At 60.3% G+C, this 17,546-nt stretch carries 17 protein-coding genes; 12 read left to right on the top strand and 5 right to left on the bottom strand.

What is annotated here, in order from left to right; all coding sequences use genetic code 11:
- Window positions 1-219: 219 nt before the first annotated feature.
- The 9 genes from rpsP to thrC all read left to right on the top strand — a co-directional run bounded on the left by rpsP (window position 220) and on the right by thrC (window position 7,493).
- Window positions 220-471 (top strand): 30S ribosomal protein S16, encoded by a 252-nt coding sequence (gene rpsP, locus HX792_RS01035; RefSeq protein ID WP_003209587.1) that lies wholly within the window; start codon window positions 220-222, stop codon window positions 469-471.
- A 5-nt stretch (window positions 472-476) separates the two neighbouring features.
- Window positions 477-1,013: a ribosome maturation factor RimM gene (gene rimM, locus HX792_RS01030; protein WP_003175898.1), complete on the top strand. Its 537-nt coding sequence runs from the start codon at window positions 477-479 to the stop codon at window positions 1,011-1,013.
- Window positions 995-1,768, top strand: a complete 774-nt coding sequence (gene trmD / locus HX792_RS01025) for a tRNA (guanosine(37)-N1)-methyltransferase TrmD (protein ID WP_016977714.1) — start codon at window positions 995-997, stop codon at window positions 1,766-1,768. Before rimM ends, trmD begins: the two co-directional genes overlap by 19 nt.
- Before the next feature lie 45 nt (window positions 1,769-1,813).
- Window positions 1,814-2,164, top strand: coding sequence for a 50S ribosomal protein L19 (rplS, locus tag HX792_RS01020; protein WP_003175895.1), 351 nt, complete (start codon window positions 1,814-1,816; stop codon window positions 2,162-2,164).
- An 81-nt stretch (window positions 2,165-2,245) separates the two neighbouring features.
- Window positions 2,246-2,659: an acyl-CoA thioesterase gene (locus HX792_RS01015; RefSeq protein WP_070994760.1), complete on the top strand. Its 414-nt coding sequence runs from the start codon at window positions 2,246-2,248 to the stop codon at window positions 2,657-2,659.
- A gap of 152 nt (window positions 2,660-2,811) precedes the next feature.
- The gene (xerD, locus tag HX792_RS01010; protein ID WP_176994385.1) at window positions 2,812-3,708 is read left to right on the top strand and encodes a site-specific tyrosine recombinase XerD; all 897 of its coding nucleotides are present in this window, start codon (window positions 2,812-2,814) and stop codon (window positions 3,706-3,708) included.
- Window positions 3,709-3,850: 142 nt separating this feature from the next.
- On the top strand, window positions 3,851-4,582 hold the full coding sequence (locus tag HX792_RS01005; RefSeq protein WP_010207987.1) for a thioredoxin fold domain-containing protein: 732 nt from the start codon (window positions 3,851-3,853) through the stop codon (window positions 4,580-4,582).
- A 129-nt stretch (window positions 4,583-4,711) separates the two neighbouring features.
- The gene (locus tag HX792_RS01000) at window positions 4,712-6,016 is read left to right on the top strand and encodes a homoserine dehydrogenase (protein WP_010207988.1); all 1,305 of its coding nucleotides are present in this window, start codon (window positions 4,712-4,714) and stop codon (window positions 6,014-6,016) included.
- A gap of 67 nt (window positions 6,017-6,083) precedes the next feature.
- On the top strand, window positions 6,084-7,493 hold the full coding sequence (thrC, locus tag HX792_RS00995; RefSeq protein WP_176994384.1) for a threonine synthase: 1,410 nt from the start codon (window positions 6,084-6,086) through the stop codon (window positions 7,491-7,493).
- A gap of 88 nt (window positions 7,494-7,581) precedes the next feature.
- Here thrC and HX792_RS00990 read toward each other — a convergent pair whose 3' ends face one another.
- On the bottom strand, window positions 7,582-7,782 hold the full coding sequence (locus HX792_RS00990; RefSeq protein WP_176994383.1) for a hypothetical protein: 201 nt from the start codon (window positions 7,780-7,782) through the stop codon (window positions 7,582-7,584).
- 312 nt (window positions 7,783-8,094) lie between these two features.
- On the opposite strand from HX792_RS00990, the gene HX792_RS00985 reads away from it, so the two are divergent.
- Entirely contained in the window at window positions 8,095-8,379 is a 285-nt protein-coding gene (locus tag HX792_RS00985; protein WP_176994382.1) for a DUF3509 domain-containing protein, read from the top strand.
- A 170-nt stretch (window positions 8,380-8,549) separates the two neighbouring features.
- Here the strand turns inward: HX792_RS00985 and HX792_RS00980 are convergent, their stop codons facing one another.
- Complete coding sequence (locus HX792_RS00980) at window positions 8,550-9,437, bottom strand: TIGR02285 family protein (RefSeq protein ID WP_176994381.1); 888 nt, start codon at window positions 9,435-9,437, stop codon at window positions 8,550-8,552.
- The gene (locus HX792_RS00975; RefSeq protein ID WP_176994380.1) at window positions 9,437-10,636 is read right to left on the bottom strand and encodes a CaiB/BaiF CoA-transferase family protein; all 1,200 of its coding nucleotides are present in this window, start codon (window positions 10,634-10,636) and stop codon (window positions 9,437-9,439) included. Before HX792_RS00975 ends, HX792_RS00980 begins: the two co-directional genes overlap by 1 nt.
- Before the next feature lie 148 nt (window positions 10,637-10,784).
- Between HX792_RS00975 and HX792_RS00970 the strand changes: the two genes are divergently transcribed.
- Complete coding sequence (locus tag HX792_RS00970) at window positions 10,785-11,327, top strand: YaeQ family protein (protein ID WP_176994379.1); 543 nt, start codon at window positions 10,785-10,787, stop codon at window positions 11,325-11,327.
- Window positions 11,328-11,501: 174 nt separating this feature from the next.
- Entirely contained in the window at window positions 11,502-13,211 is a 1,710-nt protein-coding gene (gene recJ / locus HX792_RS00965; protein ID WP_176994378.1) for a single-stranded-DNA-specific exonuclease RecJ, read from the top strand.
- Between the two features lie 147 nt (window positions 13,212-13,358).
- Here recJ and HX792_RS00960 read toward each other — a convergent pair whose 3' ends face one another.
- Both HX792_RS00960 and mprF read right to left on the bottom strand, forming a co-directional pair.
- A complete protein-coding gene (locus tag HX792_RS00960; protein WP_176994377.1) occupies window positions 13,359-14,645 on the bottom strand; it encodes a virulence factor family protein in 1,287 nt (428 codons plus the stop codon).
- Window positions 14,645-17,287 carry a bifunctional lysylphosphatidylglycerol flippase/synthetase MprF gene (gene mprF, locus HX792_RS00955; RefSeq protein WP_176994376.1) on the bottom strand — a complete coding sequence of 881 codons (2,643 nt, stop codon included), beginning with the start codon at window positions 17,285-17,287 and terminating at the stop codon, window positions 14,645-14,647. The genes HX792_RS00960 and mprF overlap by 1 nt, the downstream gene beginning before the upstream one ends.
- Window positions 17,288-17,546 lie beyond the last annotated feature (259 nt).

The raw sequence follows: 17,546 nt of genomic DNA, 5'->3' as shown, positions 1-17,546 counted from the left end.
ACCCACAGGGATGTGGGATCTCCAGCAAACCCGCCGTTGGCGGGGGCTGACTCGCCGTTTTAACCGACGGCTCTATAGCAGATCTGAATGGCATGCCGATAGGCGCCAGAAAAAGACATTTGCAAAAGTCCGGATATTCCTTAGAATATGCGGCCTTTCGGGCACCTATGCCCGCTGTGCATTTAGATTTGCAGCACCGACTACAGGAACGATGTTCACATGCTAACAATCCGTCTTGCCCTTGGCGGCTCCAAAAAGCGCCCGTTTTACCACTTGACCGTAACTGACAGCCGCAACCCACGTGACGGCTCTCACAAGGAACAAGTTGGCTTCTTCAACCCGATCGCTCGTGGTCAAGAAGTTCGTCTGTCCGTGAACCAAGAGCGCGTAGCCTACTGGCTGAGCGTTGGTGCACAACCTTCTGAGCGCGTTGCTCAGTTGCTGAAGGACGCTTCTAAGGCTGCGGCCTGAGCGATATGAACGCGACGCCAGCTGTTGCTGATGATTTGATCGTTATCGGCAAGATTTATTCTGTTCATGGCGTTCGCGGCGAAGTGAAGGTGTATTCCTTTACTGATCCGACTGAAAACCTGTTGCAGTACAAGACCTGGACGCTCAAGCGCGAAGGGAGTGTGAAACAGGTCGAGCTGGTCAGTGGACGCGGGAGCGATAAGTTCCTGGTCGCAAAGCTCAAGGGTCTTGATGATCGTGAAGAAGCTCGTCTTCTGGCTGGTTATGAGATCTGCGTGCCGCGCAACCTGTTCCCTGAATTGACCGACGGCGAGTACTACTGGTACCAGCTGGAAGGTCTGAAGGTTATTGATCAACTGGGGCAATTGCTCGGGAAAATCGATCATCTTCTGGAAACCGGCGCCAATGATGTAATGGTGGTCAAGCCTTGCGCTGGCAGCCTGGATGATCGTGAACGCCTGTTGCCGTATACCGAGCAATGCGTGTTGGCCGTCGACCTGGCCGCGGGCGAGATGAAGGTGGAATGGGACGCGGACTTCTAAGCGTGGCTAATTTGCGCATTGAAGTGATCAGTTTGTTTCCCGAGATGTTTTCCGCCATCAGCGAGTACGGCATCACCAGTCGGGCGGTGAAACAGGGGCTCTTGCAGCTCACCTGTTGGAACCCGCGAGACTACACGACGGATCGACATCACACTGTGGACGATCGCCCATTTGGCGGTGGCCCGGGCATGGTGATGAAGATCAAGCCCCTGGAAGACGCATTGGTTCAGGCCAAGGCAGCTGCCGGGGAGAAGGCGAAGGTAATTTACCTGTCCCCTCAAGGCCGTCAGCTGAAACAGGCTGGGGTCCGCGAACTGGCGAATGAGGAAGCACTGATCCTGATTGCCGGTCGCTATGAAGGCATTGACGAGCGGTTTATTGAAGCTCATGTCGATGAAGAGTGGTCGATTGGGGACTATGTCCTGTCTGGCGGCGAGCTGCCGGCGATGGTCCTGATAGATGCGGTTACACGACTGCTGCCTGGAGCTTTAGGGCATGCGGACTCCGCGGAGGAAGATTCCTTCACGGATGGTTTGCTGGATTGCCCGCACTACACCCGACCGGAGGTGTATGCGGATCAGCGTGTTCCCGACGTATTGCTAAGTGGCAATCACGCACACATCCGGCGTTGGCGTTTACAGCAGTCCCTTGGTAGGACCTATGAACGACGCGCCGATCTTCTGGAAAGCCGCTCGCTTTCTGGAGAAGAGAAGAAGCTGCTCGAGGAATACATCCTCGCGCGGGACGATAGTTAACAACGTATCGATGGTAGGTCCATTGACTTACCTTAGGAGCACAGCATGACTAACAAAATCATCCTTGCACTCGAAGCAGAGCAGATGACCAAAGAGATCCCTACCTTTGCCCCGGGCGACACCATTGTCGTTCAGGTGAAAGTGAAGGAAGGCGACCGTTCGCGTCTGCAAGCGTTCGAAGGCGTGGTAATCGCCAAGCGTAACCGTGGTGTGAACAGTGCTTTCACTGTTCGTAAAATCTCCAACGGTGTTGGCGTAGAGCGTACTTTCCAGACCTACAGCCCGCAAATCGACAGCATGGCCGTCAAGCGTCGCGGTGACGTACGTAAAGCCAAGCTGTACTACCTGCGTGACCTGTCCGGTAAAGCAGCTCGCATCAAGGAAAAACTGGCTTAAGTCCAGCTTCCCGATGCAGAAAAAAGCAGCCTACGGGCTGCTTTTTTGTGCCTGAAATTTGTCTAGTCCCGGTATTTGTTTATGACCACCCGCCTTGAAGAAATCCAGCGCCGCACCGACCTCTCCGTCACCCACGTGACCAAGGCCGTGTTCCCGCCGACCACCAACCACCACAACACCCTGTTCGGCGGCACCGCCCTGGCCTGGATGGATGAAGTGTCGTTCATTACGGCCACGCGTTTTTGCCGGTTGCCGTTGGTGACCGTGTCTACCGACCGCATCGACTTCAACCACGCAATTCCTGCCGGCTCCATCGTTGAACTGATCGGCCGAGTGATCAAGGTCGGCAACACCAGCCTCAAGGTTGAAGTGCAAGTGTTCGTTGAGAGCATGAGTGCCGATGGTCGCGAGAAGGCAATCCAGGGTGTGTTCAGCTTTGTGGCCATCGATGCCGACAAGCGTCCGGTGCCTGTGCTGCCTGGATTTGTAGACTGATCCTGGACCGAGCCACGGCCATCGCAGGCAAGCCAGCTCCCACATTTGATCGGTGGTGGGTACAAATCAGTGACCCGACACAAAACCCCTGTGGGAGCTGGCTTGCCTGCGATAGGATCTAACAGACACTACAGTAATCCGCCTGAGCCCCCATGCCCGCCATTGACCACCCCCTGATCGACCGCTTCCTCGACGCCCTTTGGCTGGAAAAAGGCCTGTCAGACAACACGCGACAGGCCTACCGCAGCGACTTGGCTCTGTTCAACGGCTGGCTACAGGAAAAAAACCTTGAGCTGATCAATGCTGGCCGCGAGCTGATCCTCGACCATCTGGCCTGGCGTTTGGAACAAAACTACAAGCCACGCTCCACTGCGCGATTTCTCTCGGGCGTGCGTGGCTTCTATCGCTACCTGCTGCGCGAAAAACTGATCGCCCTCGACCCAACCCTGCAAGTCGATATGCCGCAACTCGGTCGGCCATTGCCAAAATCCCTGTCGGAAGCTGACGTCGATGCCTTGCTCGCCGCCCCCGACCTGAGTGAAGCCATCGGCCAGCGCGACCGCGCGATGCTGGAGGTGCTGTATGCCTGCGGCCTGCGGGTGACGGAGCTGATCAGCTTGACCCTGGAGCAAGTCAACCTGCGCCAAGGCGTGTTGCGGGTGATGGGCAAGGGCAGCAAGGAGCGGCTGGTGCCGATGGGCGAGGAGGCCATTGTGTGGGTGGAGCGCTATATGCGTGATGGGCGCAGCGAACTGCTCGGTGGGCGACCCAGTGATGTGCTGTTCCCGAGCCTGCGCGGCGAGCAGATGACGCGCCAAACCTTCTGGCACCGCATCAAGCACCAGGCCAAGGTCGCCGGGATCGGCAAGGCACTGTCGCCCCACACGTTGCGCCATGCCTTTGCCACGCATTTGCTCAACCACGGTGCGGATTTGCGTGTGGTTCAGATGCTGCTCGGCCACAGCGATTTATCCACAACCCAGATCTATACCCATGTGGCCCGCGCACGTTTACAAGATATGCACGCCAAACATCACCCGCGAGGCTGAAAACCGCCAATTTATCCCGCCACGGGCTGCCCTGCGGCCCAACTGTGGTAGGCTTTGCCGGTTAGCAAAGGGGATGGCCCACGCCCGGGTTTCCACATCGGTGCGACTGCTTCCGTCCCTGCATCTGCCTTCAGGAGTTCCCATGCGCTTGACCCAGATTATTGCCGCCGCAGCCATTGCGTTGGTTTCCACCTTTGCGTTTGCCGATGACGCTGCCGAGCAGACCATCCGCAAGAGCCTGGCCAACCTGCAGCTCGATACCCCGATCGAAAGCATCAGCGCCAGCCCCATGGCCGGCCTGTATGAAGTCAAGCTCAAGGGCAGCCGTGTTCTGTACGCCAGTGCCGATGGCCAGTACATCGTCCAGGGCTACCTGTTCCAATTGAAGGACGGCAAGCCGGTCAACCTGACCGAGAAAGCCGAGCGCCTGGGCGTGTCCAAGCTGATCAACGGCATCCCGGTGGCTGAAACCGTGGTTTACCCGGCCATTGGCGAGACCAAGACCCACATCACCGTGTTCACCGACACCACTTGCCCGTACTGCCACAAGCTGCACGCCGAAGTGCCTGCGCTGAACAAGCTGGGTGTGGAAGTGCGTTACGTAGCGTTCCCGCGCCAGGGCCTGGGCTCGCCGGGTGACGAGCAGCTGCAAGCCGTGTGGTGCTCGGCCGACAAGAAAGCGGCCATGGACAAGATGGTCGATGGCAAGGAAATCAAGGCAGCCAAGTGCGCCAACCCGGTTTCCAAGCAGTTCGCCCTGGGCCAGTCCATTGGCGTGAACGGTACACCGGCCATCGTTTTGGCTGACGGCCAAGTGATTCCGGGCTACCAGCCGGCACCACAAGTTGCCAAACTGGCGCTGAGTGCCAAATAAACCAGCATCGTCGAACCTTTGACGATCATGGCCCGCTGATGAGTCGGCGGGCCACTAATTGAAAGCCGCAGTCGTGCGGCTGTTTTCCACGGCCGACCTCGTGTCGGCCGTTTCATGGGGAGTTCTTCAGTGAAACCGGTCAAAGTAGGCATCTGTGGGTTAGGGACCGTCGGTGGCGGCACCTTTAACGTACTTCAGCGTAACGCTGAGGAAATTTCCCGCCGTGCAGGTCGCGGGATTGAAGTGGCACAAATTGCCACACGTTCGCCAAAGCCTCAGTTCGAAACGACCGGTATTGCGATTACCAACGATGTGTTCGCTGTTGCCACCAACCCTGAGATCGATATCGTCATCGAACTGGTCGGCGGCTATACCGTGGCCCGTGAGTTGGTGCTCAAGGCCATTGAGAACGGCAAGCACGTGGTCACCGCCAACAAGGCGCTGATCGCCGTGCACGGCAACGAGATCTTCGCCAAGGCCCGCGAGAAGGGCGTGATCGTGGCATTCGAAGCCGCCGTGGCCGGTGGCATCCCGGTGATCAAGGCGATCCGTGAAGGCCTGTCCGCCAACCGTATCAACTGGGTGGCCGGCATCATCAACGGCACCGGTAACTTCATCCTCACCGAAATGCGCGAGAAGGGCCGTACGTTCGAAGACGTGCTGGCCGAAGCCCAGGCCCTGGGTTACGCCGAAGCCGACCCGACTTTCGACGTGGAAGGCATCGACGCAGCGCACAAGCTGACCATCCTGGCCTCCATCGCCTTTGGTATTCCGCTGCAGTTCGACAAGGCCTACACCGAAGGCATCACCAAACTGACCACTGCCGACGTGAACTACGCCGAAGCGCTGGGCTACCGCATCAAGCACCTGGGCGTGGCGCGCAGCACACCGGCCGGTATCGAACTGCGTGTGCACCCGACGCTGATCCCGGCCGACCGCCTGATCGCCAACGTCAATGGCGTGATGAACGCGGTGATGGTCAACGGTGATGCGGCAGGTTCCACCCTGTTCTACGGCGCCGGCGCCGGCATGGAGCCAACGGCTTCGTCGGTCATCGCCGACCTGGTGGACGTGGTCCGCGCCATGACCAGCGACCCGGAAAACCGCGTGCCGCACCTGGCCTTCCAGCCGGACTCGCTGTCGGCCCATCCGATCCTGCCGATCGAAGCTTGCGAGAGCGCCTACTACCTGCGCATCCAGGCCCAGGACCACCCGGGCGTATTGGCCCAGGTCGCCAGCATCCTGTCGGAGCGCGGCATCAATATCGAGTCGATCATGCAGAAGGAAGTCGAGGAGCAAAACGGCCAGGTGCCGATGATCCTGCTGACCCACCGCGTGCTCGAGCAGCACATCAACGATGCCATCGCCGCCCTCGAAGCCCTGCAAGGCGTGGTCGGCCCGGTGGTGCGGATCCGCGTCGAACACCTGAACTAATGGTTTTGCTGCAAGGGCCCCGCAGGTTCGGCGGCCCTTGTTCAAGAATGCTCTAGAGGAGCCAGTCATGCGTTATATCAGTACCCGCGGCCAGGCACCGGCCCTGAATTTCGAAGACGTTTTGCTGGCAGGCCTTGCCACTGACGGCGGCCTGTACGTGCCGGAAAACCTGCCACGCTTCACCCAGGAAGAAATCGCCTCCTGGGCCGGCCTGCCGTACCACGAACTGGCCTTCCGCGTGATGCGCCCGTTCGTCACCGGCAGCATTCCGGATGCAGACTTCAAGAAGATTTTGGAAGAGACCTACGGCGTGTTTTCCCACAACGCCATCGCGCCTCTGCGCCAGCTGAACGGCAACGAGTGGGTCCTGGAGCTGTTCCACGGCCCGACCCTGGCGTTCAAGGACTTCGCCCTGCAACTGCTGGGTCGCCTGCTGGATTACGTGCTGCAAAAGCGCGGCGAGCGCGTGGTGATCATCGGTGCCACCTCCGGTGATACCGGTTCGGCCGCCATCGAAGGCTGCAAGCACTGCGAAAACGTCGACATCTTCATCCTGCACCCGCACAAGCGCGTGTCGGAAGTACAACGTCGCCAGATGACCACCATCTTTGGTGACAACATCCACAACATCGCCATCGAAGGCAACTTCGATGACTGCCAGGAAATGGTCAAGAACAGCTTCGCTGACCAGAGCTTCCTGAAGGGCACGCGACTGGTGGCGGTGAACTCGATCAACTGGGCACGGATCATGGCCCAGATCGTCTACTACTTCCACGCCTCCCTGCAGTTGGGCGGCCCGGCGCGTTCGGTGTCGTTCTCGGTGCCAACCGGTAACTTCGGTGACATCTTCGCCGGCTACCTGGCGCGCAACATGGGCCTGCCGATCAACCAGTTGATCGTCGCCACCAATCGCAATGACATCCTGCACCGCTTCATGAGCGGCAACCAGTACGTCAAGGAAACCCTGCACGCCACGCTGTCGCCGTCCATGGACATCATGGTTTCGTCGAACTTCGAACGCCTGCTGTTCGACATGCACGGTCGCAACGGTGCGGCGATTGCCGGCTTGATGGACACCTTCAAGAGCGGCGGCGGCTTCAGCGTGGATGAAGAGCGCTGGACCGAAACCCGCAAGCTGTTCGACTCGCTGGCCGTGGACGATGCGCAGACCTGCGAAACCATCGCAGAAGTCTATGCCCAGACCGGCGAACTGCTCGACCCGCACACCGCCATCGGTGTGAAGGCCGCCCGCGAATGCCGTCGCAGCCTGGATATCCCGATGGTGATCCTGGGCACTGCGCACCCGGTGAAATTCCCGGAGGCTGTGGAGAAAGCCGGCGTGGGCAAGGCGCTGGAATTGCCGGTGCACTTGGCTGACCTGTTCGAGCGTGAAGAGCGCTGCACGGTATTGGCCAATGACTTGAAGGCGGTGCAGGCGTTTGTGAGCCAGCATGGCAACCGGGGCAAGCCGCTGTAAGGCAAGCCACGTAGACAAAAACGCCGCTGTCCCTTCCTTGGGGCAGCGGCGTTTTTTGTTTCTGGCAGGCCCGGCTTGGCGTGAGCGGCTACGTTAGAAGTTTCTGCGCGATGGCCAACACGGTGCTGAACGCCGTAAACATGGCCATTACCACCCCCAGGGGGTACCAGAAATTTTCACGGGTTATCTTGTGTGTTTCAGCCGTGAGTTTGCGTTGCTCCGCATAGATGCGTGATATGTCGGCGTGAATCTTCTCTAACGCCGCTTGCTCTTTGTCGTGTTCCAGCATTGTCTTCATCCTTCGCAATAAGGGCCTTTTGACATGCGCTTTTATCGGCATAACAGCCTGTTCAGCGCTCACCGAGTATAGGATTCACCTCAGCTAGCAGCCTTCGGCAAACCCCAAAACAGCCGCCCATTGCGTAAGCAGGTATGTGCGCCGTTTTTTCGTTGTCATGTTGCAAGCGCATGCTGGAATCCGTCACCCCTGACGACCCCATAAAGACGATAAAGCGAACTTTCCTACGTCACAAACAGTCACTTAGGATAGATGCAGCTCCCGTTGAACCGATTGTTCCCGAACTATTGAGTGGTGATCGAGATGGAAAGTATCAGCCTATTGCTCGAAGAAGCACTGAGCCCTTATCAGGTTACGCTGACCACCTCAGGTGTGCAGGGCGAGTGCCTGGTGACCGTGAAGAATCCTGCTGGCGCTATCGTCGTCGAGCGTGAAGTCGACCGGGCGCAATTGATGGACAAGCGCGTGCTGGTGGATGTGGTGGACTGTTTGCTGCGAGACCTGAAAATCGCCGAAGGGCGCCTGGAACCTTCCGTCATCGCTGCCCTGAGAAACGCTGCCCAGACACGCAACGCTGCCGTGGCATGAAGAAAAGTTTATCTGAGGAAACTTCCTACATCATGGCCGGTCAGACTTTATAACGGCAAGAGCAAGCATTGTGCTCCGGTGTTTGTGGCTTGTCGTACTGGTCTTTGTAGGCCACGTTTAACCCCGAAGTGTCTCCCCACTCTTCGGGGTTTCTTTTTGCCTGGGATTTGTCAGGGGACGGGTGAATCCTGGAAAAAGCTCGGGTTATCCGACAGGTAACGCTCGCGTGTGGCAGGGTCCAGCCATGAGGCGTAAGACTGTTGTACTTCCCGTTGTGGGATATCTCGCAGTACCGCATTGATGCGTTCGATAGCCTGTCGCCCTTGGGTGGTGTCGGAGCAGCCGATATAGGTGCGTTGGTAGGGCGCGGAACCTTTTATCGGGAAGAACACCAGATCCTGGGGGTCGATACCCTGCTGCTGAGCGTGGTAACGAATTTCCGTCCAATAGCCCAGTACCGCCTCCAGTCGGCCAAGACGCTGCATCTGCAACAGGCTACCGAGCGCGTCGTTACCGTAATGCAGGGCAAGTCGATGAGGCGCGGCGTGCTTGAGCCGCTCGTCGATGGCCGGGCCATAGCTGCGCTCGGCAATTGCCCCCAGGCGTGCATTGCGCGCTTCGAGAAACGCCTGCAGGTCAAACTGGCCGTCGACGATATAGGGCGCCATCGCTTGCTCTTTGCTGCGGCGGATCATCACCACGTTGCTGGCCACCACAAAGGCCTGGTCCGAAAACACCACGTAGCTGGCCCGCTCAGGTGTCCACAGCAGCGAAGGGTCGCAGGTGAACGAGGGCTCGCGCAGCATTTGCGTGCCGCGGGCGCGATTGACGTGCAGGATCTGGTGCCGATATTCCGGCAGCCGCTCCTTGAGCATCGGCAACAGCGCGTCCAGCGCGCCCTGGCCTTTCTGTGGTCCTTCGAAAATGGTCAGTGGCGGCAAGTCGCGCAGCAGCCAGATCAAGGTGTCCTCGGCGTTGGCCAAGAGTGGCCACCCACTGCAGAGCATGACCATGGCGAGGCACACTTGCCTGAACCAGCGCCTGGCGCGGCGAGCCATCAGATCGCGCCAGCCTCGCGCAAGCGGGTGATGGCCAGGGCGTCGTAGCCCAGCTCATTGAGCACTACGCTGTTGTGTTCACCCAATTGTGGGCCCACCCATTCACAACTGCCTGGCGTATCGGAAAGCTTGGGCACGATGCCAGGCATCTTGAAGTCCTTGCCCCCTGGCAACCGCGCCTTGAGGAACATTTCCCGGGCGAGAAACTGCGGGTCGCCCAGCATGTCTTCGGCACTGTAGATACGGCTGGCAGGCACTTCGGCCTTGTTGAGTTGGTCGACCACCTGCTCCAGCGGCAACGAATTGACCCAGCGATCAATCACGCCGTATAGCTCATCACGGCGGCTGTCACGCCCATCATTGCTGGCCAGCGCGGGGTCGTTGGCCAGGTCGTCACGGCCGATGGCGCTCATGAAACGCTTAAAGATCGCATCACCGTTGGCGCCGATCTGCACGTGCTTGCCGTCGGCACTGGTGTGGATGGAAGAGGGCGTGATGCCGGGCATGATGTTGCCGGTGCGCTCGCGAATGAAACCGAACACGTCGAACTCCGGAATCATGCTTTCCATCATGGCGAAAATGGCTTCGTACAGCGCCACATCCACCACCTGGCCGAGCCCGCCGTTGACCTCGCGGTGACGCAACGCCATCAGCGCACCGATCACCGCCCACAAGGCCGCAATCGAATCGCCGATGGAGATGCCGGTGCGCACGGGCGGGCGATCCTCGAACCCGGTGATGTAGCGCAACCCGCCCATGGACTCGCCCACGGCGCCGAACCCCGGCTGGTCTTTCATCGGCCCGGTCTGGCCAAAGCCCGACAGCCGCACCATCACCAATTTCGGGTTCAGTGCATGCAGGGTTTCCCAGCTCAGGCCGAGTTTTTCCAGCACGCCGGGGCGGAAGTTCTCGATCAGGATGTCGGCGTCTGCCAGCAGTTGCTTGAGAATTGCCAGGCCGTCCGGGTGCTTGAGGTTCAGCGTCAGCGATTTTTTATTACGGGCCTGCACGAACCACCACAGCGAAGTGCCTTCATACAGCTTGCGCCATTTGCGCAGCGGGTCGCCGCCATCCGGGGATTCGACCTTGATCACCTCGGCGCCGAATTCGGCGCAGATACGCGAGGCGAACGGCCCGGCAATCAGGGTGCCCAGTTCGATGACTTTCAGGCCGGCAAGCGGTTTGGCGTTAAACGACATGAGGATCCTTGTCTGTGCAGGGCTGTGGTGGAATGCCTTTTAACATAGGCGAGGGGCCCAGTGATAAGGATGATGCAGCTCAGTATTCGTTGAATGACCTCGCCATCGGTTAGACTGGCCGCCTTTCCCTGTCTCTAGAAGCCCGTTCATGGCCCAGCCGTCCACGACCTATAAATTCGAACTCAACCTCACCGACCTCGACCGCTCGGTGTACGAGAGTGTCAAACAGACCATCGCCCGCCATCCTTCGGAAACCGAAGAACGCATGACCGTGCGCCTGCTGGCCTACGCCCTCTGGTACAACGAGCAGCTGTCGTTCGGACGTGGCCTGTCGGACGTAGACGAACCCGCCCTGTGGGAAAAAAGCCTGGATGACCGGGTGCTGCACTGGATCGAAGTCGGCCAACCCGACGCCGACCGCCTGACCTGGTGCTCGCGTCGTACCGAACGCACCAGCCTGCTGGCCTACGGCAGCCTGCGTGTGTGGGAAGGCAAGGTCGTGCCAGTGGCGAACAATCTGAAAAACGTGCACATCGCCGCCGTACCGCAGGAAGTCCTTGAGACACTGGCCAAGGACATGCCCCGGGTGATCAAGTGGGACGTGATGATCAGCGAAGGCACGATCTTCGTCACCGACGACCGTGGCCAGCATGAAGTGCAATTGCAATGGCTGGCTGGCGGACGCGACTGAACGGGCAGGAACTCTTTGTGTGGGAGCTGGCTTGCCTGCGATAGCGGTGTATCGGCAGCAGATGTGCCAACTGACCCACCGCTATCGCAGGCAAGCCAGCTCCCACAGTTGATTTGTGTTGTATTCAGAATTGCTGTTTAACCGTTGTATTAGAAGAGAAGCACCTTTCACCCCATGCGTATCGATCCCCGCCCCTTGCCTGCTGTCCTGCCGTTTCTCGGTGAATTGCCGCCGCTGTTGACCCGTCTCTATGCCGCACGCGGGGTGCAGTCGGAAGCCGAGCTGGATAAAAGCCTGGCGCGGTTGATTCCCTACCAGCAACTCAAAGGCATCGATGCTGCCGTGGACTTGCTGGTGACCGCCTTGGAGCAGCGCCAGCGGATTCTCATCGTCGGTGACTTCGACGCCGACGGCGCCACGGCCAGCACAGTGGGCACCCTGGGCTTGCGTCTGCTCGGCGCGGCCCATGTCGATTACCTGGTGCCGAACCGCTTCGAATACGGCTACGGTCTCACCCCCGAAATCGTCGCCGTGGCCCTGCAGCGCAAGCCGCAGTTGCTGATCACCGTGGACAACGGCATCTCCAGCGTCGAAGGCGTGGCGGCGGCGAAAGCCGCGGGGCTGAAAGTCCTGGTGACAGACCACCACTTGCCCGGCGACGAACTGCCGCTGGCCGACGCTATCGTCAACCCGAACCAGCCCGGCTGTGAGTTCCCAAGCAAGGCCCTGGCTGGTGTAGGCGTGATCTTCTACGTGCTGATGGCCCTGCGTGCGCGCCTGCGCAGCCTGGGTTGGTACGAGAACAAGCCGCAGCCCAACATTGGCGAACTGCTCGACCTCGTCGCCCTGGGCAGCGTGGCCGACGTGGTGCCCCTGGACGCGAACAACCGCATCCTCGTGCATCAGGGCCTGGAGCGCATTCGCGCCGGGCGTGCGCGGCCGGGGATCAAGGCGATCCTCGAAGTGGCCAAGCGTGATGCCGCGCGCATCACCTCCACCGACCTCGGTTTTATCCTCGGGCCGCGCCTGAACGCAGCCGGGCGCCTGGATGACATGAGCCTGGGCATTGAATGCCTGCTCACCACGGATTTTGCTGCCGCGCGTGAAATGGCCGCGCAGCTGGATGGCATGAACCAGGACCGTAAATCCATCGAGCAGGGCATGCAGCGCGAGGCCTTGGCCCAGCTCAAGGACCTGCCGGTGGAGTCAATGCCTTACGGCTTGTGCCTGTTCGACCCGGAGTGGCACCAGGGCGTGATCGGGATTTTGGCGTCGCGCATGAAAGAGCGTTACTTCCGCCCGACCATTGCCTTCGCCGACGCCGGTGACGGCCTGCTCAAGGGCTCTGGACGCTCGGTGCAGGGCTTTCACATCCGTGATGCGCTGGCGGTGGTCGCGAGCCAGCACCCCAACCTGATCGCCAAATACGGCGGCCACGCCATGGCGGCGGGTCTGACATTGTCTGAGGAAAACTTCCCACTGTTTGCCGAAGCCTTTGATGCGGAAGTGCGTCGGCAACTGCGTGAAGAAGACCTGACCGGGCGCCTGCTGTCCGACGGCACCCTGGCCGTGGAAGAGTTTCACCTGGAGTTGGCCCGCGCACTGCGCCACGCAGGTCCCTGGGGCCAGCACTTTCCCGAGCCGGTGTTTCACGGGGTGTTCCAGTTGGTGGAGCAGCGTGTGGTAGGGGAGCGCCACCTCAAAGTGGTACTCAAGACCGAGTGCGGGTCGGTGAAGCTGGACGGGATTGCGTTTGGGGTGGACCGGGAGGTCTGGCCGAACCCGACGGTGAAGTGGGTGGAATTGGCCTACAAGCTGGATGTGAACGAGTTTCGCGGCAATGAAACGGTGCAGTTGATGATTGCCCACATCGAACCGCGCTAGATCTCGGCAACACCACAAAACAAATGTGGGAGCTGGCTTGCCTGCGATAGCATCACTCCGGTGTAACTGACACACCGTGGTGACTGCATCGCAGGCAAGCCAGCTCCCACACAAGCCAGCCCCACATAAGCCTGTGTAGGCCTGGAATTACTCGGCTTTATCCTTGGCCTGGTGCTTCACGATGATGTCCACCAACCGCTTGGCCAGCGCCGGGTAGTTCTCATCGAAGTGATGCCCGCCAGGCAGCTTCACGGCTTCGCCCACGGCCGTCTTGTCGGTGCAGCCACTCTCGTCGACTTCTTCGGCACCGTAGATGCACACCACTTTGTCCGCTGGCAGCTTGGCCATTTCCGGGCCGGTGGCGGCTTCTTTACCGGCGTTGCCCAGCCAGCCTTCCACTTCAATCTCAAAGCTGCCGGTGCGGGCGAATGCCAGCAGGATGATTGCATCTACGCGTTGTTGCTCGTTTTCCGGCAGGCGGTTGTAGATGGCCGGCAGTACGTCGGCGCCGAACGAATAGCCGGTCAGCACGAAGCGCTTGGTGCCCCACTTCTGCCGATAGTGCTGCATCAGCTCGGTGAGGTCCTTGGCGCTTTGTTCCGGGGTCTTGTGCTGCCAGTAGTAGCGCAGGGTGTCGATGCCCACCACCGGGTAGCCGATCTTGGCCATCTCGCCGGCCACGTCGCGGTCCAGGTCGCGCCAGCCGCCATCACCGGAGAGGAACAGGGTCACGGTGTCCTTGGCTTGGCCGGCGGGCACTTCCACCACGGGAATGGCCAGGCCGCCGTTGTCCGAACCCACCAGCTGCTTGCGCAGTTCGTTGTTCAGCACTTGCGGGTAGTGAATGTCGTAGTCACTGATGCTGGTGGTTGCGCGCGGCGTATCGCGTACGAAACTGGCGGCATCATCGTCAGGGTTATCGTTCCAGGCCACCAGCCAGCTGCCGTGGGCAGAGGTTTTTGGCAATGGGTCCTTGCAGCCTTCCTGCGTCATGGCGAAGCCGACGGAGATGGCGTTGGCCTTGTCGTCGCTCTGTGCGGCCAGCCAGCGCCATGCCAGCGCTGCGCCAGGGCCGATGCCGCTGACGAGGGTTGCCGGGCCCTTGAGTTGGCTCAGGGCGCCTTGCAGGGCTTGCTCCTGCAACGTGCAGTCATCTTTGGGCAAGACCACTTGGACAATCTGTGCCTTGCCGCCCTGGCTCAGGGCAATCAGTTGGCTGTCGCTCAAGGTGTCAGCGGCCAGCACCGCAACGGCAACGCGGGCTTTGGCCGTGCCGGCCGGGGTGACGCGGGTCATGACAGAGCCGTCGGCCTGGGGCAATTGCTCCAGGGTCGGTTGCGGGGCAGGGCGGTTCCAGTACCAATAGCCGCCACCCAGGATCAGGGCGAGCAGCACTACAAAGGCCAATACATACCGCCAGGAGCGTCGAATCATCAGCGTTTCACCAATCCAGTCAAGCCGCCCGCGATCAGGGCGGCGGTATCGGCCAGTGCCACCAGCGGATCAAGTCCTGCGGGCACGGCCATGTAACGGGGTTCCCAGTCAGGCTGGAACTTGTCTTTGAAGCGGCGCAAACCTTGGAAGTTATACAACTGCTCGCCACGGCGGAACACCATCGAACCCAGGCGCTGGGTCAACGGGGCGCCGCGACGCGGTTGCAGGCCCGACAACGGCACCATGCCGAGGCTGAAGCGGGCGTAGTCATGGTTCTTATAATGTTGGATCAGGCCGACCATCATGAACTCCATGGTCAGCTTGGGTGCGTCTGGGTGGGCGCGCATCAGATCGAGGCTGGCCAGGTCGTGGTTGTAAGTCTCGAGCAAGTTGGCGAAGGCCACCGGGCGCCCTTCGAAGCGAATGATCGCGATGCGAAAGTGCTTGAGGTAGTCGTCACTGAAGCGTCCCAGGGAAAAGCCTTTTTCCCGCACGTTCTTGCCGGTCAACCAGGCGTCGGAAATGACCTTGAGTTCATCCATCGGTGCGTGGCCCGGATCGAAGATCTCCAGGGACAGGCCGTCCCGGGTGCCACGGTTCCAGGTGTAGCGCAAATCCTTCATCTCTTTGCCCTTGGCTTCCAGGTCAAAGCGTTTCAGGTCGACGCGGGCTTCTTCACCCAGTTTGATCGCGGTGAGGCCGATGTCCATGTAGTACGGCAGGTTCTCGGCGCGCACTTGGTAGAACACCGGGCGGGCGTGGTGGATGTCGCACAGGTCACGGAACTGCCAGATCATCTCGGCCCGGGGTTGGGTCGGGCCGATCGGGTCATACAAGGCCACCAGGCTGCGCCCGCGACGGGCGTACATCAGGAAGGCTTCATCGTTGGGGTGGAACAGCAGCGCCTTGTCGCCGGTCAGCGCGAGGCCGCCGTCAGGCTGAGACGAGGCCATCAGGATCTTGGTGGCGCGTTCCAGCTCATCCGGAGTCGGCAGGTGGATGACCGGGCGTGCGGTGCGCAGCAGCCAGGTCAGTGACACGATCACCAGCAGCACGGCGGCACCCAGCAACGAACGCAAGCCACGGGGGGCGTTGGCGTCCAGGGTGAATTGCCACCACAGTTGATGGCTGTACGGCACGTCCTGGTAGGCAAACAGCAGCAACCAGATCGAAGCGCCCAGCACGCAGACACTGGCCACCAGGTACAGCGGCGAGAACGGCAGTTCAGTCAGGCGGCTGGCGCGGTAGAACGAGCGACGGAAGATCGCCAGCAGCACGGCGGTCATGATCATCAGGCTGGCTTCTTCCCAGTCGAAGCCCTTGAGCAGCGAGAGCAGGGCGCCGGTCAGCAGCAGCACCATCGTCAGCATCCAGGCTGCCGACAAGCGTCGGCGCAGGCCTTGGGCGAGCAGCAGGCAGAGCACACCGATCAGGCTGGCGCCAAAGTGGGAGGCGTCAATCAGGCGGTGGGGAATCAGAAAGCCGATGTTTTCCAGGCGTGAGTCGATTTCTGGCGTGGCGCCGGAAAACAGCAGGACCACGCCTGACAAAAAAACCAGTACGGCCAGTACCGGCGCCGCCAGGCCTGATGCAACCCGCAGGCTCTGCTGGGTCTGGAACAAGCGCTGGGCTTCGTTGACCAGCAGGAACACACAGGCGATCAACAGCGGCAGTACCACGTAGATCATCCGGTACAGCAACAGGGCGGCGGCCAGCGGCGCGGCGCCGAGCTTGTCGGCAAAGGCGGCCAGCAGGATGGCTTCAAATACACCCACGCCGCCCGGTACGTGACTGAGTACACCCGCCGCCAGGGCCAGCAGGTACACCAGCAGGAACGGGCCGAACGGTGGCGCTTCCGGCAGCAGCATATAAAGGACGGTTGCAGCGGCGGCGACGTCCAGCGCGGTGATGATCAGCTGCAGGAACGTCAGGCGGCGGCCCGGCAGGCGCAGGGTACGACGGCCAGCCTTGACCAGCAGGTTGTCGGGGTAGGGTTGTTCCGGCAACCTGCGACGATAAATGCCGATGCACAGCACGGTCGACAGCAGCAGCACCGCGCCTGCAATACCGCCGAGCACCATCTGTGGCAGGTGCAGGTAGGTCGCGGCAGCGGGCAGGTTGCTCAATGTCGCCAATGCTGCCAGGGGTGGCAAGGCGGTGCCGAGGGCCAGGCTGGCAAACACGGTCATGTGGGCCACTTCCGAAGCCCCGATGCCATGACGTGCATATAAACGGTAACGCACTGAGCCGCCCGAGAGCATCGACAAGCCAATGGCATTGCCGATGGCGAAGGCGGTAAAACCACCAAGAGCCAGGGTCTTGGCCGGCAGCTTCACGCCGGCATAACGCGCCCCCGAAAACTCGTAGCCCAACAGAATGATGAAACCGGCCACGGCGGCGGCAAACGCACCGAGCAGGGCAGGCTTGGGCACTTCCAGGATCGAGTCGTGGAGGGCGTAGAGGTCCAGTTCCAGCAGCAGGTGCCGGCAGGCGATCAGGGCGATTGCGAACAGCAACAGGGTAACGGCCAACCCGATGGGCTGACGGTATTTGCTCAACAGATCCAGCCAACGCAAACGAGTGGGAGTGATCGGTTGTTCTGCTGTGACAGTGTCTTGTGGTTCAGACGAGTTGGCGCGCATCAATCACCTCGTGGATTGTGCGCGACAGGATGGAGGTATCCAGCCAAGTTACCAATCCCTATGGACAAAATAATTACAAATATTAACGCGTATCGCCGGGGGCGGCGACAGCGGCCATTGGTCGTAGAGGGTAGCGCTTGAGCATTGAGCATAGCTTGCAAAGACATGGACTCAACAAACCGTGTAGGGTTTCATGAAATATGCCATGTCATTGTTTCAGAAGAACTTTTTCACCGGATACAAAAAAGGCCACTCTTTC

The organism is Pseudomonas sp. B6002 (genome assembly GCF_013385985.1).
Lineage (GTDB): Bacteria > Pseudomonadota > Gammaproteobacteria > Pseudomonadales > Pseudomonadaceae > Aquipseudomonas.
This window is presented reverse-complemented; position numbering and strand designations above follow the sequence as displayed.

Bases quoted from the DNA above. Each gene is read 5' to 3' on its own strand.
- rpsP (WP_003209587.1), top strand. From the start codon at position 220: ATGCTAACAATCCGTCTTGCCCTTGGCGGCTCCAAAAAGCGCCCGTTT.
- rimM (WP_003175898.1), top strand. From the start codon at position 477: ATGAACGCGACGCCAGCTGTTGCTGATGATTTGATCGTTATCGGCAAG.
- trmD (WP_016977714.1), top strand. From the start codon at position 995: ATGGGACGCGGACTTCTAAGCGTGGCTAATTTGCGCATTGAAGTGATC.
- rplS (WP_003175895.1), top strand. From the start codon at position 1,814: ATGACTAACAAAATCATCCTTGCACTCGAAGCAGAGCAGATGACCAAA.
- HX792_RS01015 (WP_070994760.1), top strand. From the start codon at position 2,246: ATGACCACCCGCCTTGAAGAAATCCAGCGCCGCACCGACCTCTCCGTC.
- xerD (WP_176994385.1), top strand. From the start codon at position 2,812: ATGCCCGCCATTGACCACCCCCTGATCGACCGCTTCCTCGACGCCCTT.
- HX792_RS01005 (WP_010207987.1), top strand. From the start codon at position 3,851: ATGCGCTTGACCCAGATTATTGCCGCCGCAGCCATTGCGTTGGTTTCC.
- thrC (WP_176994384.1), top strand. From the start codon at position 6,084: ATGCGTTATATCAGTACCCGCGGCCAGGCACCGGCCCTGAATTTCGAA.
- HX792_RS00990 (WP_176994383.1), bottom strand. From the start codon at position 7,782: ATGCTGGAACACGACAAAGAGCAAGCGGCGTTAGAGAAGATTCACGCC.
- HX792_RS00985 (WP_176994382.1), top strand. From the start codon at position 8,095: ATGGAAAGTATCAGCCTATTGCTCGAAGAAGCACTGAGCCCTTATCAG.
- HX792_RS00980 (WP_176994381.1), bottom strand. From the start codon at position 9,437: ATGGCTCGCCGCGCCAGGCGCTGGTTCAGGCAAGTGTGCCTCGCCATG.
- HX792_RS00975 (WP_176994380.1), bottom strand. From the start codon at position 10,636: ATGTCGTTTAACGCCAAACCGCTTGCCGGCCTGAAAGTCATCGAACTG.
- HX792_RS00970 (WP_176994379.1), top strand. From the start codon at position 10,785: ATGGCCCAGCCGTCCACGACCTATAAATTCGAACTCAACCTCACCGAC.
- recJ (WP_176994378.1), top strand. From the start codon at position 11,502: ATGCGTATCGATCCCCGCCCCTTGCCTGCTGTCCTGCCGTTTCTCGGT.
- HX792_RS00960 (WP_176994377.1), bottom strand. From the start codon at position 14,645: ATGATTCGACGCTCCTGGCGGTATGTATTGGCCTTTGTAGTGCTGCTC.
- mprF (WP_176994376.1), bottom strand. From the start codon at position 17,287: ATGCGCGCCAACTCGTCTGAACCACAAGACACTGTCACAGCAGAACAA.